This window comes from Pseudomonas sp. FP603 (genome assembly GCF_030687415.1).
GTDB classification, from domain to species: domain Bacteria; phylum Pseudomonadota; class Gammaproteobacteria; order Pseudomonadales; family Pseudomonadaceae; genus Aquipseudomonas; species Aquipseudomonas wuhanensis.
Window position 1 is genome coordinate 832,854 of the sequence record NZ_CP117431.1, and the last position, 15,204, is coordinate 848,057.

12 protein-coding genes are annotated in these 15,204 nt (G+C 61.2%); 6 read left to right on the plus strand and 6 right to left on the minus strand.

Going from position 1 to position 15,204, the window contains the following annotated elements:
- Positions 1 to 3 precede the first annotated feature (3 nt).
- Positions 4 to 801, minus strand: coding sequence for a hydroxymethylpyrimidine/phosphomethylpyrimidine kinase (locus PSH65_RS03920; RefSeq protein WP_030129523.1), 798 nt, complete (start codon positions 799 to 801; stop codon positions 4 to 6).
- Positions 802 to 1,228: 427 nt separating this feature from the next.
- Here PSH65_RS03920 and PSH65_RS03925 point away from each other — a divergent pair, with 427 nt between their 5' ends.
- From PSH65_RS03925 to PSH65_RS03940, 4 genes are all read left to right on the plus strand, one after another.
- A complete protein-coding gene (locus PSH65_RS03925) occupies positions 1,229 to 3,607 on the plus strand; it encodes a hybrid sensor histidine kinase/response regulator (RefSeq protein WP_305425004.1) in 2,379 nt (792 codons plus the stop codon).
- Between the two features lie 75 nt (positions 3,608 to 3,682).
- Positions 3,683 to 5,332, plus strand: a complete 1,650-nt coding sequence (locus tag PSH65_RS03930) for an acyl-CoA dehydrogenase family protein (protein ID WP_305425005.1) — start codon at positions 3,683 to 3,685, stop codon at positions 5,330 to 5,332.
- A 191-nt stretch (positions 5,333 to 5,523) separates the two neighbouring features.
- On the plus strand, positions 5,524 to 7,023 hold the full coding sequence (gene amn / locus PSH65_RS03935; protein ID WP_161794734.1) for an AMP nucleosidase: 1,500 nt from the start codon (positions 5,524 to 5,526) through the stop codon (positions 7,021 to 7,023).
- Positions 7,024 to 7,093: 70 nt separating this feature from the next.
- Positions 7,094 to 7,729, plus strand: a complete 636-nt coding sequence (locus tag PSH65_RS03940) for a pseudouridine synthase (protein ID WP_305425006.1) — start codon at positions 7,094 to 7,096, stop codon at positions 7,727 to 7,729.
- Here the strand turns inward: PSH65_RS03940 and PSH65_RS03945 are convergent.
- Complete coding sequence (locus tag PSH65_RS03945) at positions 7,724 to 7,933, minus strand: DUF2788 domain-containing protein (RefSeq protein ID WP_038981401.1); 210 nt, start codon at positions 7,931 to 7,933, stop codon at positions 7,724 to 7,726. The two genes, PSH65_RS03940 and PSH65_RS03945, sit on opposite strands and share 6 nt — an antisense overlap.
- A 211-nt stretch (positions 7,934 to 8,144) precedes the next feature.
- Positions 8,145 to 8,624 carry an Lrp/AsnC family transcriptional regulator gene (locus PSH65_RS03950; RefSeq protein ID WP_007894448.1) on the minus strand — a complete coding sequence of 160 codons (480 nt, stop codon included), beginning with the start codon at positions 8,622 to 8,624 and terminating at the stop codon, positions 8,145 to 8,147.
- 435 nt (positions 8,625 to 9,059) lie between these two features.
- Here PSH65_RS03950 and PSH65_RS03955 point away from each other — a divergent pair, with 435 nt between their 5' ends.
- The gene (locus tag PSH65_RS03955) at positions 9,060 to 10,103 is read left to right on the plus strand and encodes a DUF6515 family protein (RefSeq protein ID WP_305425007.1); all 1,044 of its coding nucleotides are present in this window, start codon (positions 9,060 to 9,062) and stop codon (positions 10,101 to 10,103) included.
- Here PSH65_RS03955 and PSH65_RS03960 read toward each other — a convergent pair.
- Complete coding sequence (locus PSH65_RS03960) at positions 10,097 to 10,993, minus strand: cation diffusion facilitator family transporter (protein ID WP_305425009.1); 897 nt, start codon at positions 10,991 to 10,993, stop codon at positions 10,097 to 10,099. The genes PSH65_RS03955 and PSH65_RS03960 overlap by 7 nt on opposite strands.
- A 30-nt stretch (positions 10,994 to 11,023) precedes the next feature.
- Positions 11,024 to 11,443 (minus strand): polyribonucleotide nucleotidyltransferase, encoded by a 420-nt coding sequence (locus PSH65_RS03965; protein ID WP_305425010.1) that lies wholly within the window; start codon positions 11,441 to 11,443, stop codon positions 11,024 to 11,026.
- 109 nt (positions 11,444 to 11,552) lie between these two features.
- On the opposite strand from PSH65_RS03965, the gene hrpB reads away from it, so the two are divergent.
- Positions 11,553 to 14,072: an ATP-dependent helicase HrpB gene (gene hrpB / locus PSH65_RS03970; protein ID WP_305425011.1), complete on the plus strand. Its 2,520-nt coding sequence runs from the start codon at positions 11,553 to 11,555 to the stop codon at positions 14,070 to 14,072.
- A 41-nt stretch (positions 14,073 to 14,113) separates the two neighbouring features.
- On the opposite strand, the gene PSH65_RS03975 is transcribed toward hrpB, so the two are convergent.
- Entirely contained in the window at positions 14,114 to 15,196 is a 1,083-nt protein-coding gene (locus PSH65_RS03975) for an endonuclease/exonuclease/phosphatase family protein (RefSeq protein WP_305425012.1), read from the minus strand.
- Between the last annotated feature and the right edge of the window lie 8 nt (positions 15,197 to 15,204).

The following is a 15,204-nucleotide window of genomic DNA, read 5'->3' on the forward strand; positions in this document are numbered from 1 at the left end:
GCGTTACGAACAGAAGTCCAGTGGCAAGCGGCGCGGCACGAACTGGCCTTTGCCCAGCTGCTCCGCATCACGCAGGGTGCGCCAAGTGTAGTCAAGCGCGCTCTGTACGGCACTGACGAGGTGTTCACCTTGGGCCAGACGACCGGCGAGGGCGCTGGCCAGCGTGCAACCGGAACCGTGATAGCTGCCGGGCAGGCGCTGGCAGGTAAAGGTTTCGCGGCGACCGTCGCGGCTGTACAGGCGATTGTGTATTTCGTGTTCGTCGCCATGACCGCCGGTGATCAGCAGGTGTTTGACGAACGGCAGGAGTTTTTCAGCGCACTCGTCCGCGGTGCCTTCGGGCAGTTCGGCGAGGATCCGGGCTTCGGGAAGGTTGGGGGTGGCAATGATCGACAGCGGCAGCAGGCGTTCGCGCATGGCATAGCCGACTTCGTCCTTGCCCAGTCGTCCGCCGCCGCCAGCGCGCAGCACCGGATCGCAGACCACCGGCAAATGCGGGTGCGCTGAAAGCAGTTCGACCACGGTGTCGACCATTTCCAGGGAGCCGAGCATGCCCAGTTTGACGGCGGCGACTTCCGAGTCGTTGAGCACGGCGTTGGCCTGGGCCAGCACCCACTCGCGATCGAGCACGCGGAAGTCAGTGACGTTGACGGTGTCTTGCACAGTCAGGGCGGTGACGGCCGGAGCCGCATGACAACCCTGAGCGAGCAGGGCTTCGATATCTGCCTGCAAGCCGGCGCCACCACTTGGGTCGTGGCCGGAGAGACAGAGGACAACGGGGCGAGAGCTGTAGATATTCATGGTGCGCGAGCTTACCACCAAACATGTTTTTCGGGTGTCGCGAAGTCCAGTCCGGCCGAGACATTGTGGCGAGGGAGCTTGCTCCCGTTCGGCTGCGAAGCAGTCGCAAACCTGTCTACGCGGTGTTCCAGACAGAAGGCAAAGGGGGCGCTTCGCACCCCAACGGGAGCAAGCTCCCTCGCCACAGTTGTCCATCACCCGCCGGGACATTGTCACAACCTGACCAAGCCAACAGCTCTAACTCAATGCATGGCGCTGGAACGCCCGTTCTAGAGCCTTTTTAGGAAAAATTTCAATAGTGTTCAATGGCCATCAACGGCTATGCTAGAGTGGATCCAAACCAATAACAGGTAATACCGGTTTTACGTCTACTCAAAAGGAATGGGGGGCTTCCTGACAGAACCGGACAGGCTACGCTGGGGCTTAAATGCGCTATTTGCTGATGTTGCTGTTGTGCTTGCCCCTCCTGGCGAGCGCCGTCGAATTCGACGAGTTCACCCAGAGCCTTCCCCTGGGCCGAACGATGCAGGTTTATGAAGACGCGGGCGGTCAGGCGACCATCGCCGACGTCCGTGCGCAAGCGGCAGCCGGGCAGTTCAAACCCCACGATAAAGCCACCCTCAACGCCGGTTATTCGCGTTCGGCGTTCTGGCTGAAAATCGACCTGCAGTACCGCCCGACCAACCCGTCGGCACAACAGACCTGGTTGCTGGAACTGGCTTATCCGCCCCTCGATCACCTTGATCTCTACTTGGCCGATGCTGGTGGTGACTATCAATTGGTCCGACAGACCGGCGATGCGTTGCCGTTCGCCACTCGCGAGATCCGCCAGAACAACTATCTGTTCGATCTGAGCTTTACGCCCGGGCAGGCGCAAACTGTGTACCTGCGCCTGCAAAGCGAAGGGTCGGTTCAGGCGCCCGTCACCTTATGGTCAAGCACCGCTTACCTCGAAGAGCAGCCGGTCCGGCTCTATGTGCTGGGGCTGATTTACGGTGTGTTGCTGGGGATGCTGGTCTACAACCTGTTCATCTTTCTCAGCGTGCGCGACACCAGCTACCTCTATTACATCGTCTATATCGCCTCGTTCGGCTTGTATCAGCTGTCGGTGAATGGCGCGGCCGTGGAGTACTTCTGGCCGAACAATCCGTGGTGGGCGAACGCTGCGACGCCGTTCTTCATCGGCTGTTCAGGATTGTTCGGCAGCCAGTTCGCCCGCAGCTTTTTGCAGACGGCCACCCACAGTCGCTGGCTCGACCGATTGTTGTTGGCGTTGATTGCGTTCAGTGTGCTGGTAGTCGGGTTGTCATTGATGACCAGTTACGCCCTGGCCCTGCGTCTGGCGACGCTGCTGGCGTTGGTCTTTACCGTGGTGATTTTCGCCGCCGGGATTTTCGCCTGGTGGCGTGGCCTGCGGGTTGCGCGGTATTTCATCATTGCCTGGTCGGCGTTCCTGCTCGGTGGCATCGTCAACACCTTGATGGTGCTGGGTTATTTGCCCAACGTATTCCTGACCATGTACGCCAGCCAGATCGGCTCGGCAATCGAAGTGGCGCTGCTGTCCCTGGCCCTGGCCGATCGCATCAACGCCATGCGTGAGCAGCAGGCTCAAACCCTGTTCGATGCCGGCCAGAAGCTCGAAATACTGAACCAGCAACTGGCCCACAGTAACAAGCTCAAGGACGAATTCCTCGCCACTCTGACCCACGAACTGCGCACGCCCATGAACGGTGTAATCGGTTCATTGGAGTTGATGCAGACCGTCGAGATGAACCCTGAGCTGGAGCAGTATCAGCAAACGGCCGCCGGTTCGGCGCGGGACATGATGCGCATGGTCAACGGCATCCTCACCTTGACCGAATTGCAGGCCGGCAAGCTCAAGGTCTATCCGGACACGTTCAGTTTGCGCAGTGTGGTCGAGGCCTTGCGCCTGCAGTTCGATGGCAATGCGTCGAGCAAGTCGCTGGACTTCAAGGTCGAGGTTACGCCCGGGCTGCCGGATCGCTTGCACGGCGACAGCGCCAAGCTGACGCAATGCCTGGAATGCTTGCTGGATAACGCGATCAAATTCACCCGGATCGGCGGGTTGGCGCTGCGGGTGACGGGCAAACCGGTGGCGCCCGATCGGCTGGCGCTGTCTTTTACTGTGATCGACACCGGCATTGGCTTTACCGATTTGGGGGAGGCAACGCTGTATCAGCGCTTCTTCCAGCTCGACGGCTCGATGACCCGTGAATACGGTGGTTTGGGCGTTGGCCTGGCCATTTGTCGGCAACTGGTCGAATTGCTCGGCGGGCGCCTGAGCCACCGCTCGGAACCGGGTCGCGGCAGTCGCTTTCAGCTGGACGTCGAGTTCGAGTTGGCGGTGGTGGGATCTGCGCCCTCAATCACCCGGCAAACCACCGGCCTGCGTTTGCCTCAGGACTGCACGGTGTTGCTGGTTGATGACAACAGCATCAATCAATTGGTGATGCGGGGCATGTTGCTCAAGCTTGGGTTCCGGGTACGCACCGCTGACAGTGGCGTGGCCGCGCTCGATCACTTGCAGCGTGAAGCCGTTGACGCGGTGCTGCTCGATTGTCAGCTGCCGCCACTGGACGGCGCCTCGATCTGCTGTCGGATCCGGGCTTTGCCTGGTTGCGCCGAATTACCCGTGTTCATGATTTGCCTGAGTGCGGACCGGGCCTATGGCCCGAGCGACACCTTGGTCGACTACCTGAGCAAACCGGTGAAATTCGAAGATTTGCAGGCGGCGCTCTATCGGCGGGTGCTCAGTCCGGGGCAAGGCGAAAGCGCCGACAGTTAGGCAGATATGCCACTTTGTTCAACCTCGGGGCGGTGCTTAACTGAAAGTCCCTTGGCTGACCAAAGGAGCCCCGTCATGAACCTGCATCAGTTCGCCGAAACCCACGAAGTCACCAACCAGCCACCGTCGCTGGACGGTACCAACCTCTATCGTATCGACCAGCCTTTGCAGGAGTGGTCGCGGCGTTTCGATGCCGGTTGGGCCGAGTCGCGGATCGACGCTTACGGCGCATTGGCCGGCGGGCCGCTGATGGAAGCGGGGTTTGCAGCCAATCAGAACAAACCGGTGTTCGTCAGCCATGACCGTTATGGCCATCGCATCGACCTGGTGGAATTTCACCCGGCCTACCATGAGTTGATGCGCACGGCGGTAGAGCATGGCTTGACAGGTTTGCCCTGGACCGACCCGCAACCGGGTGCCCACGTTGCCCGCGCCTCCATGACCTATTTGCACAGTCAGGCTGAAGCCGGCAGCGGTTGCCCGCTCACCATGACCTTCGCCAGCGTCCCGGCGATGCGCCTGCAACCGGATCTGGCCGAACAATGGCTGCCGAAAATCCTCGCCACCGAATACGACCCGCGCAACGTCGGCATGGCCCACAAGGCCGGGGTCACCATCGGCATGGCCATGACCGAGAAACAGGGCGGCACCGACGTGCGGGCCAACACCACCAAGGCTTATCCGGTCGGCGCCAGTGGCCCCGGTCAGGCGTATGAACTGGTGGGGCACAAGTGGTTCTGCTCGGCACCGATGTGCGACGCCTTCCTGACCCTGGCACAGACCGACAAAGGCTTGACCTGTTTCCTGCTGCCGCGTCATCGCCCGGACGACACGCGCAATCAGTTCTACATACAGCGGCTGAAGAACAAACTCGGCAACTGGTCCAATGCCTCCAGCGAAGTGGAGTTCCGTGGCGCCCTGGCCTGGATGGTCGGCGAAGAGGGGCGGGGGGTTCCGACCATCATCGAAATGGTCGCCATGACCCGCTTCGATTGCATGGTCGGCTCCAGCGCGCTGATGCGCCAGGCGCTGACCCAGGCCAGCCACCACTGCGCCCATCGCAAGGTCGGTGGCAAGTTGCTCAGCGAGCAACCCTTGATGCAAAACGTGCTGGCCGACCTGGCCCTGGAAAGCGAAGCGGCGTTGGCCTTGAGTTTGCGCATGGGCCGGGCGCTGGATCATCTGGATGACGAGCATGAAGCGAAATTCGCCCGGTTGGTGACGGCGGTGGGCAAGTACTGGATCTGCAAGCGTGCGCCCGCGATGATCAATGAGGCTGCCGAATGCATGGGCGGCGCTGGTTATGTCGAGGAAAGCATCCTGCCGCGTCTGTACCGTGAGGCCCCGGTCAACTCGACCTGGGAAGGTTCCGGCAACGTGCAATGCCTCGACGTATTGCGCGCATTGTCGAAAGAGCCGGGCGTGCTTGATGTGCTGTTCAGCGAGTTGGGCGACGGTCATGGCGACAAACGTCTGGCCGCGCACATCAGCCAGTTGCAGGCGGCGTTCAAGGATACCGACGACATTCAATACCGTGCCCGCCAGCTCACCGAGGACATAGCCTTGGGGCTTCAGGCCAAGCTGTTGCTGGAGGCGGGGAATGCGGCGGTCAGTGATGCCTTCATCGCCAGCCGCCTCGGTTCGGCCGGTCGGGTGTATGGAGCGTTGCCTCGCGGGCTGGATGTGGAGGCGATTGTGGCTCGGTCGACCCCGCAGGGCTTTTGACCACAATCGAATAAACACCACAAAACCTGTGGGAGCGGGCTTGCCCGCGATAGCGGTGCATCAGACGACATTGATGTCGACTGTTCGTACGTCATCGCGGGCAAGCCCGCTCCCACAGGGTCTGTCTGCGCAGCACATCTTGATGTATAGCCAACACGCCACTGTTCCCGTGGAGCGACGATGCAGGCAAGATGAAGGTCTGCAAGTCAGAACACAGGAAGCTGATCGTGACCGAAGCGTTTATTGTCGTTCAAACCGCCGAGCAAGCCGTGGATCGGCTTGCTGCCTTGCACGAGCGTGCAACCACAGCGCTGAATCAGGCGCTCAAGCGTTATCTCAAGGACCGCGTCGAGCCGGACGCTGAGCAGCGTGCTCTGTTTCGTTATCCCGAGTTGCGTCTGACCTACCTTTGCCAGGGCGAAGTCCCGCAGACCACTCGCGCCTATGCCAAGGTTCAGTTGCCGGGAACCTACAGCGTCACCGTCACCCATCCCCGTGCCTTCCGCAAATACCTGCTGGAGCAACTGGTCCCGTTGATGCACGACTTCACCGTGACCGTAGAAGTCGGCGTCAGCCAGCAGAACATTCCGTATCCGTACGTGGTCGAGCAGGGCGATGAACTGGCCGGCTCCGGCGTCACGGCGGCGGTGCTGGCGCGCGTGTTCCCGAGTACGGATTTGTCGGCCGCCACCGATGGCATTGCCGATGGCTTGTACGATTGGGAAAACACCGACCCGCTGCCGCTGGCCCTGTTCGACGCCGCGCGGGTGGACTTCTCCCTGCGCCGACTGGTGCATTACACCGGCAGCGACTGGCGCCATGTGCAACCGTGGATTCTGCTGACCAACTACCACCGCTACGTCGACCAGTTCATCGTTCATGGCCTGGAGCAACTGCGCAACGATCCGCGTTTTGTGCGCATGGTGTTACCGGGCAATGTGATCATCGAAAAAGGCATGGACCACGGCGAGGCGTCGGCGATTGCCGCGGGCGTGGTCTGGCATCGTTACCAGATGCCGGCCTATCACCTGATCGCCAGCGACGGCCATGGCGTGACCCTGGTGAACATTGGCGTCGGCCCGTCCAACGCCAAGAACATCACCGACCACCTGGCGGTGCTGCGTCCGCATTGCTGGCTGATGATCGGTCACTGTGGCGGCTTGCGTCAGTCGCAGACCATTGGTGACTACGTGCTGGCCCACGCTTACATGCGCCGAGACGGGATTCTCGATCGGGTTGTGCCGCCGAACATTCCGATTCCGGCCCTGGCTGAAGTGCAGATGGCGTTGCAGCAAGCGGCGGCCAACATCACCGGTGAGAAGGGCGACGAACTGAAAAAACGCCTGCGTACCGGCACCGTGTTGACCTACGACGACCGTAACTGGGAACTGCGCTGGGCGCAGGAACGTCCGCTGATCAACCTGTCCCGCGCCGTGGCGGTGGACATGGAAAGCGGCACCATCGCCGCGCAGGGTTACCGCTTGCGGGTGCCATACGGGACGCTGCTCTGCGTATCGGACAAGCCGTTGCACAGCGAAATCAAACTGCCGGGCTCGGCCAACGCCTTCTATGAACGCGCGGTCAGCCAGCATTTGAAGATCGGCATCGAAGCGGTAGATCTGTTGCGCACCGAGCTCAACTCGCTGCACTCGCGCAAACTGCGCAGCTTCGACGAGCCGCCGTTCCGCTGATTGTTCTCATGGTCATTTGACGGTTGGGGCACTAGCATTAGCAGCCCTGACCGTTAGATGTTCCTTCGCCATGTCTCGTCCTCAACGTCCCGACTCTCGCCGCCCTGGCGCGAACAAATCGCAATCAGCCCCGCGCCGTGTCGCCAAAGCGCCGCCGGCCGAGCCGAAGCTGATTCTGTTCAACAAACCCTTCGATGTGCTGACGCAATTCAGCGACGGCGAAGGGCGGGCGACGCTCAAGGACTTCATCGAGATTCCGGGGATTTACCCGGCAGGGCGGCTGGACCGTGACAGCGAAGGCTTGCTGTTGCTGACCAATGACGGTCAGCTTCAGGCGCGAATTGCCGACCCGAAACACAAACTGGCCAAGACTTACTGGGTGCAAGTGGAAGGCGAACCAAGCGCTGAGCAGTTGCAGCGTTTACGCGAGGGTGTCGAATTGAACGACGGCATGACCTTGCCAGCCGAAGCGCGACAACTGGATGAGCCGCAACTGTGGCCGCGCAACCCGCCGGTGCGCTTTCGTAAAAGCGTGCCGACCCGTTGGCTGGAACTGGTGATTCGCGAGGGGCGCAACCGTCAGGTACGGCGCATGACCGCGGCGGTCGGCTTGCCGACGTTGCGTCTGGTACGGGTCAAAATCGGCGACTGGTCGATCGAAGGGCTCGATCAGGGCCAGTGGAAGGAAGTGCCGGCGCGCTTATAGAGTGCCGGATTCGATCATGCCGATGACCACGCTTTTGACCACGAATGCGGCCACGCCCAGCCCCAGTACAAAGAACAGAATGAACGAGCCGAAGCGTCCGGCCTTGGATTTTTTCGCCAGATCCCAGACGATGAAACCCATGAAAATGATCAAGATGCTGACCAGGCCAGTCATCATCCACTCTTCGAGTACTGCAGGATCCATTGAACATCTCCAGCGCGGGTGGGGCTAAAACGCGGGGGAGTATATGCCAAGGGGGATTGGTGAAGTATTGACCTGCGGCAGTGTGTCGCAGCTATTCGTCGCCTGTGCCGACGCCATCGCGGGCAAGCCCGCTCCCACAAGGCTTTGTGTCGAGCACAATACTGTGACTGACGCATAACCTGTGGGAGCGGGCTTGCCCGCGATGGCGTCCTCAGCTGCGCAAATGAGTCAGCGGCAACTCGGTGCTGTTGAGCACCTGATTCAACACAAAACTCGAGCGCACACTGGTCACCCCTTCAATCCGGGTGAGATGCCCCAGCAACAGTTTCTGATAGTGATCCATGTCCGGCACTACCACCTTGAGCTGATAGTCCGCATCCATCCCCGTCACCAGGCTGCATTCCAGCACCTGCGGCAAGGTGCGAATGGCGGCTTCGAAGTTCTCGAACCGTTCGGGTGTATGGCGGTCCATGCCGATCAGCACGTAGGCGGTCAGGCTCAGGCCGAGCATCTTGCGGTCCAGCAGGGCGACCTGGCGGGTGATGTAACCGTCGTCTTCCAGTTGCTTGACCCGCCGCGAGCAAGGCGAAGGCGAAAGGCCGATGCGTTCGGCCAGCTCCTGATTGGAGATGCGCGCGTCGCGCTGTAATTCCGCCAAAATGCTCAGGTCGTATCGGTCGAGTTTGCTCATCAATCAGGCCTTTGTCATAACTATTGCGGAGGATTATCTATCCTGAGTTAAAAATTGCGCAAGTGATGTTTATTTGAGCAATATTAGCAATCCTCTGTCGTCGCTCCGGGCCTATTCTTATCACCAGAATCACTGCTCGGACAAACAGTCCAGTGCGGCTCGCCCAATCAGGCCAGCTGCGGTCGCCACCCCCACCGGGGATGTGTTGGCCCCCGAGCTACACACTGTCCAGAAGACGGCGTGAGGTGAGCCGACGTCATAAGCGTCGAGCACGGACGAAGTTCTCAAAGGGAGGCCGACGGGTCTCCCTTTTTTATTGCCCGGAATTTGTGGGCGACCCTCAATAAATAAGTTGCATGACTGATAACCTGTTGCAGAACCGGCCTGTGCTTTCCCAGTCTTACGTACAGGCCCTAACCCGCAGTGAGGAAAAGCATGAAGTCGCGCATCTGGCGTTTGGCCGGTGTTGGTTTGCTGTGTGTGAGTGTCACTGCGCAATCGCTGGCCGATGAGCCGCAATATCGCGGTCCCGATAGTGGGGAGCGTGGGGCGGATCATCCGGGCAAAGGTCAGGGTCATGACGGTAACAATCAGCCTCGCCGACAGAACAACGACATCATTCGTGGCGACAACAGCCGCCAGTTCGAGCTCCACGACCAGAATCAGGGCGGCGAGTGGCAAAACCGGCCTTCGCACGATCCCAATACTCAGGGTGGCCAGTGGCAGAACCGTGTACAGCACGACTCCAACGTTCAGGAGCGAGCGCCGCAACAACCCAGTAACAATCTGCCGATTCAGGGCCGGCCCGACACCGTGCGCCAGACCCAGGAACCCCGGCGTGGCTACTATCAGGACGAACCGCGGCGCAACTATGACAACCGCAATTGGCAGACTGGCGGTCAGGGCTCACGTCACGATGACCGTCGCTGGCCCGGTCGCCCGGATGGACGCGGCAATGGCTGGGGCCCCGGCCCGCAGTATCGTCCGGGGTACGTGATCGATCGCTTCCCGGCGCGCAACTACCGCGTGCCGTATCGCGGCCAGGATTATTTCTATTCCGGCGGTTACTGGTATCGCCCGCAAGGCCCGCGTTACGTGGTGGTTCAGCCGCCGCGTGGGATTCGGGTCCGCTACTTGCCCGATTACGCGCGTGAAGTGTGGATTGGCGGCGCGTTGTTGTTTCTGGCGGCCGGCGCGTATTACGTCTACCAGGAGAGCACTCAGGAGTACGTTGTGGTCGAACCCCCCGTGCAGCCGCAACCGGTCGGCAGTGGATACGACGTGGTGGCGTATCCGGCCAACGGCCAGTCGCCAGAGGAGGTCAGTCGGGACGGTTACGAGTGCTATCGCTGGGCCGTGGAGCAGAGTGGATTCGATCCGCGTGCCGTCACCTATCAACCGGCCCCGTCGGTGGTGCAAGCCTACCGACAGGCTCAGGGCAATTGCCTGAGCAGTCGCGGTTATCAGGTGAGTTACTGAGCCATGGCGGCTTTCACCACTTCCTGCGGGTCGGCGTGCACCAGCACTTCGGCTCGCGGGTAGGCGGCGTGAATCGCATCGGCGGCTTGATCGCTGATGCCGTGGGCGACTGACAGGGTCAACTCCCCCGGCAATTCCAGATGCAACTGCACGAACCACTGGTTGCCGGAAATCCGCGTGCGCAGGTCGTGGGCGCCCAAAACCCCCGGTACGCTGCAGGCCAGTTCAAGCATGTGCTGGCTGACATCCGGCGGCAGCTCTTCATCCATCAACACCGCAAAGCTTTCCCGGGCAATATGAATGGCGCTCCAGAGGATGTAGGCGGCAATCCCCAATCCGAACCAGGGGTCGACTTGATGCCAGCCAAACCCGGCCAGCACCAGCGCCACCAAAATGCTCCCGTTGAGCAGCAGGTCTGAGCGGTAATGCAGGGAGTCGGCGCTCACGGCGTTGGAACCGGTTGCCTTGATCACCCGATGCTGCAACATCAGCAGGGCCACGGTCAGGGCGAGGGAGAACACAATCACCCCGATGCTGAGCCACGCTGCGCCTACCGGCTCCGGATGTTTCAATCGTTCGATCGCCTGCAAGGCAATCAGCACCGCACTGCCGCCAATAAACAGCGCCTGAGCCATGCCCGCCAATGATTCGGCCTTGCCATGCCCGTAACGATGATCGTCGTCGGCCGGGCGCAAGGCGTAATGCACGGCCAGTAGATTGAGCAGCGAGCTGACGCCATCGAGTGCCGAGTCGGTCAGCCCGGCAAGCATGCTCACCGAACCACTCAGCCACCAGGCGATGGCTTTGGCGACGATCAATATGCACGCGACCGCCACCGAGGCGCGCGTCGCCAGCCGCAGCAGGCGGGCGTGTTCGGTACTGGTGGTCATAAGTGCGGCTTTTCCTTTTTAGTGCACCGATTAAGCGGCGGGTTGCAGGCCGAACATGGCCAGTTGCTGGGCGCTGCCCTTGTGCTGGATCAGGCGTGGATCGTCCAGCGGGAAGCTGCGGCCCAACTCGGTTTCGAGAATAGTCTGCAACTTGTGGTTATCGACCTTGCCGTCGGCACCGATGGCTTCCTTGAGTTTTTCCGGCGCCACCTGAGCAGTCTCGCCGGGGGCGTAGTAAATCGCGCCGGTGGCAAAGTCCACCGCAAAGGCGATCAAGCCGGGGACGATATAGAACAGCAGTCCCACGGCATCCAGCACCGCGATGGCCGGGTCGATCTTGCCATCGATCTGACCGCGACGATCGGGGTAGAAAATCGTGCCGCAGGCAGTTACTTGGGTCAGCAAGGTCGCGATCAGTACACCGCCGATCAAGCGAAAGGGAGCACGCATGTGAAATCTCCTGGGTTATTACAAAACGAAGGGGCGCCTGTATGAATTAGGACCGTGATAAACGCCAAGCAGTTCGCCGTTATACTCGGCCCTCTGTTTGGGAGCCAGCATGATTTCTTTGCCGATTGATGAAGTTTTACCTGCCCTGCGTGAAGCCCTCGCTACACGCCACGAAGCCGTGCTCGAAGCACCGCCCGGCGCCGGTAAAACCACCCGCGTGCCCTTGGCCTTGCTCGATGAGCCGTGGTTGGCCGGGCAGACCATTCTGATGCTCGAACCGCGCCGCTTGGCCGCGCGGGCGGCGGCGGAGCGGTTGGCCAGTGAACTGGGCGAGAAGGTCGGTGAAACCGTTGGCTACCGCATTCGTCTCGACAGCAAAGTCGGCCCCAATACCCGCATCGAAGTGGTCACCGAAGGCATCCTCACCCGGCGCTTGCAGGATGATCCGGCGCTGGAAGGCGTGGGTTTGCTGATCTTTGACGAATTCCACGAGCGCAGTCTCGACGCCGATCTGGCGTTGGCCCTGAGCCTCAATGGCCGCGAGCTGTTTCGCGACGACCAACCGCTGAAAATTCTGTTGATGTCGGCAACGCTGGAAGGCGAACGCCTGGCCGGGTTGCTGGGTGATGCGCCGATCTTGCGCAGTGAAGGTCGCATGTACCCGGTGGCGATGCGCTGGGGCCGGCCGTTTCAGCCCGGTGAATTCATTGAACCAAGAGTGGTGCAGACCATCCTCGACGCGCTGAACGATGAGACCGGTAGCCTGCTGGTGTTCCTGCCGGGGCAGGCGGAGATCCGTCGAGTGCATCAGCAACTCGCCGATGCGCTGGGCGAGGGCACGCCTGTGTTGCTTTGCCCGTTGCACGGTGAACTGGATTTGGCGGCGCAGCGCGCGGCGATTGATCCGGCGCCCGCCGGCAAACGCAAAGTGGTGCTGGCCACCAACATCGCCGAGACCAGCCTGACCATCAACGGTGTGCGCGTGGTGATCGATGCCGGGCTGGCGCGAGTGCCGCGTTTCGATCCGGGCAGCGGCATGGCCCGCCTCGATACTCAGCGTATTTCCAAAGCCAGCGCCACTCAGCGCGCGGGCCGGGCAGGGCGGTTGGAACCGGGCGTGTGTTATCGCCTGTGGTCGCAGGATCAGCACGAGCAACTGGCGGCCTACGCTAGTGCGGAAATTCTCTCGGCGGATCTTGCCGGTCTGGCCTTGCAACTGGGGCGTTGGGGTGTGACGCCGGGTCAGTTGGTTTGGCTGGATGTCCCGCCCGCAGCGGCTTATGCACAGGCTCAGGATCTGCTTGAACGTTTGGGCGCGCTGGAGGGCGAAGCGCTGACCCGTCATGGTCAGACGATGGCCGAACTGCCGGCCCATCCACGGATCGCTCATTTGCTGTTGCGTGGTCAGGCGCTCGGCCTCGCTGACATGGCCTGTGATGTCGCGGCATTGCTCGGTGAGCGGGATATCTTGCGTGGTGCCGGCGCGGATCTGCACAGTCGACTGGTGCTGCTGTCCGGCGAAGAACGAGCCGCTCGTGGTGCTCAGGGCGGCGTTCAACGGGCCCGGCAATTGGCGCGGCAGTATCGCGGTTATCTGCGAGGAAAGGCGTCGGAACCGGTTAGCGATCCCGAGCATCCGCGCTGGCTTGGCGCATTGCTGGCGTTGGCTTATCCCGACCGGGTCGCCCAACAGCGGCGAGCCGGTGGCGCGGAATATCGATTGGCCAACGGTCGCGCAGCGCTGTTCGCCGAAGCGGACAGCTTGATGAAGCAACCGTGGTTGGTGATCGCTGATCTGGGCAGTCGTCAGGGCCAGCGTGAAGAACGGATTTATCTGGCGGCTGATTTCGATCCGGCGCTGTTTGACTCAGTGTTGGCCGAGCAGGTGCGTTGCGTCGATCAACTGGATTGGGATGAGCGCGAAGGCGTGTTGCGCGCCGAGCGTCAGCGCAAGGTCGGTGAATTGATCCTCAGCCGTGAGCCGCTGACCGGGCTCGATGAAAGCGCTCGCAGTCAGGCGCTGGTGAATCTGGTGCGGCGCAAAGGTCTGGAGCTGTTGCCCTGGACGCCAGAGTTGCGTCAGTGGCAGGCACGGGTGGCGCTGTTGCGGCAGCTGGATCTTGGCAGTAAGGGGCAGAGCGAATGGCCGGATGTCAGCGATGCTGCATTGCTCAAAAGCCTCGAACACTGGTTGATGCCGTATCTGGGAAAAGTCTCGCGGCTCAGTCACTTCGCCAATCTGGACCTGTCGAGCATCGTTCACAACCTGCTGCCGTGGCCACTGCCGCAACGGCTGGATGAGCTGGCGCCGCATCATTTAAGCGTGCCGTCGGGTTCATCGATTCGTCTGGATTACAGCGAGCAGCCGCCGATTCTGGCGGTGCGGTTGCAGGAGTTGTTCGGCCTGGCCGAGACGCCACGCATTGCTGGGGGCCGGCAAGTGGTGAAACTGCATCTGCTGTCCCCGGCGCGCCGGCCGGTGCAGGTGACGCAGGACCTGGCGAACTTCTGGCGCAGTACGTATGCCGAGGTGAAGAAGGATTTGAAGGGGCGTTATCCGAAACACTACTGGCCGGATGATCCGCTGGTGGCCGAGGCGACGGCGCGGATCAAACCGCGTAAAAGCTGAAGGTCAAAAGATCGCAGGCTGCGTTCACTAACGCCGCAAATCTAAGGCGCGGCCGGCAACAGAAACCGTGCAATCACCGGCAAGTGATCGGAAATGCGCAACGTATCGTCCTGCCTCACCCTCGCCTCAACCCGTTTGAGGTGCGGGCTGTAAAACAGGTAATCGACGGTCCGGTCCGGGCCGTTCAAGCCCGGGTCATTCGGGTAATGGGTCAGCCATTGCGCCCGGTCGATGCCGCTGGCTTCGTTGTTGTTCGGGATCATCGGGTATTTGTCCCACAGCACATGCAGCGCGCTGTCGGCGGAGTAGGGCGTGCGTTGCTCGGTGGGCAGGCGTCGATACTGGCCCAGCGGCAACAGGTTGAAGTCGCCACCGATCAGCCACGGCGTGCCGCGGCTTTCATACTTGTCGAGGATCTTGGCCACGGCTGTCACCTGGCTTTGCAAGGTTTCGTCGAGTGCGGTGGTGGCGCGGTCCAGATGGGTATTGAACACGGCCATTTGGCCGCCGTTGCTCAATGGCAAGTGAGTGACCAGCAAGGCGTTTTTCGGCTTGAACTGACGGCTGATGAAATTGGCCGGTGCGACCGGTAATTGCAGGCGTTCGGCGTGTTCGATCTGGTAGCGGCTCAGGGTTGCCAATTGTCGGCCAACGCTGCCGTAGATGTGCGGTTCAGGCACGAAGTCGGCTTTCCAGTCGAAGGCCTGTGCGCTGCACGGATACAGGTCGGTGACTCGATCCTGAAGCAGCTTGAGCTGGTTCTGGTAGTCGCTGGCTTTGGCGCCGTCATCGAGTTCCTGCAACAGCACGATGTCCGGTTGCTCGTCGCGAATCACCCGTGCCACTTCGTCGAGGCTGAAGGCCATGTCTTCAGGTGTAGGGCTCTCGTCGTTACCTGCGGCCAAGTCGTTCCAGAACACGTAGCGCTTGCCTGCCAGATACTGGACGTTCCAGGTCATCACCTTCAGTGCCTGGCCGGGCACCAGCGTCGGTGCTTGGGCGTTGCAATTGACCGGCAGGGCTTCCTTGGCCAGGGGGCGCCAGGTGAGGCTGTAGATCAGCAATGCAATCAGGCCAATGACAATCAGCAGGCCCAGCAGGGTGTAGCGCAGTAGACGGGTCATGGCTCGGC

Bases quoted from the DNA above. Each gene is read 5' to 3' on its own strand.
- PSH65_RS03950 (WP_007894448.1), bottom strand. From the start codon at position 8,624: ATGAGCAAACTCGACCGATACGACCTGAGCATTTTGGCGGAATTACAG.
- hrpB (WP_305425011.1), top strand. From the start codon at position 11,553: ATGATTTCTTTGCCGATTGATGAAGTTTTACCTGCCCTGCGTGAAGCC.
- PSH65_RS03940 (WP_305425006.1), top strand. From the start codon at position 7,094: ATGTCTCGTCCTCAACGTCCCGACTCTCGCCGCCCTGGCGCGAACAAA.
- PSH65_RS03955 (WP_305425007.1), top strand. From the start codon at position 9,060: ATGAAGTCGCGCATCTGGCGTTTGGCCGGTGTTGGTTTGCTGTGTGTG.
- PSH65_RS03965 (WP_305425010.1), bottom strand. From the start codon at position 11,443: ATGCGTGCTCCCTTTCGCTTGATCGGCGGTGTACTGATCGCGACCTTG.
- PSH65_RS03920 (WP_030129523.1), bottom strand. From the start codon at position 801: ATGAATATCTACAGCTCTCGCCCCGTTGTCCTCTGTCTCTCCGGCCAC.
- PSH65_RS03945 (WP_038981401.1), bottom strand. From the start codon at position 7,933: ATGGATCCTGCAGTACTCGAAGAGTGGATGATGACTGGCCTGGTCAGC.
- PSH65_RS03930 (WP_305425005.1), top strand. From the start codon at position 3,683: ATGAACCTGCATCAGTTCGCCGAAACCCACGAAGTCACCAACCAGCCA.
- PSH65_RS03960 (WP_305425009.1), bottom strand. From the start codon at position 10,993: ATGACCACCAGTACCGAACACGCCCGCCTGCTGCGGCTGGCGACGCGC.
- PSH65_RS03925 (WP_305425004.1), top strand. From the start codon at position 1,229: ATGCGCTATTTGCTGATGTTGCTGTTGTGCTTGCCCCTCCTGGCGAGC.
- PSH65_RS03975 (WP_305425012.1), bottom strand. From the start codon at position 15,196: ATGACCCGTCTACTGCGCTACACCCTGCTGGGCCTGCTGATTGTCATT.
- amn (WP_161794734.1), top strand. From the start codon at position 5,524: ATGAAGGTCTGCAAGTCAGAACACAGGAAGCTGATCGTGACCGAAGCG.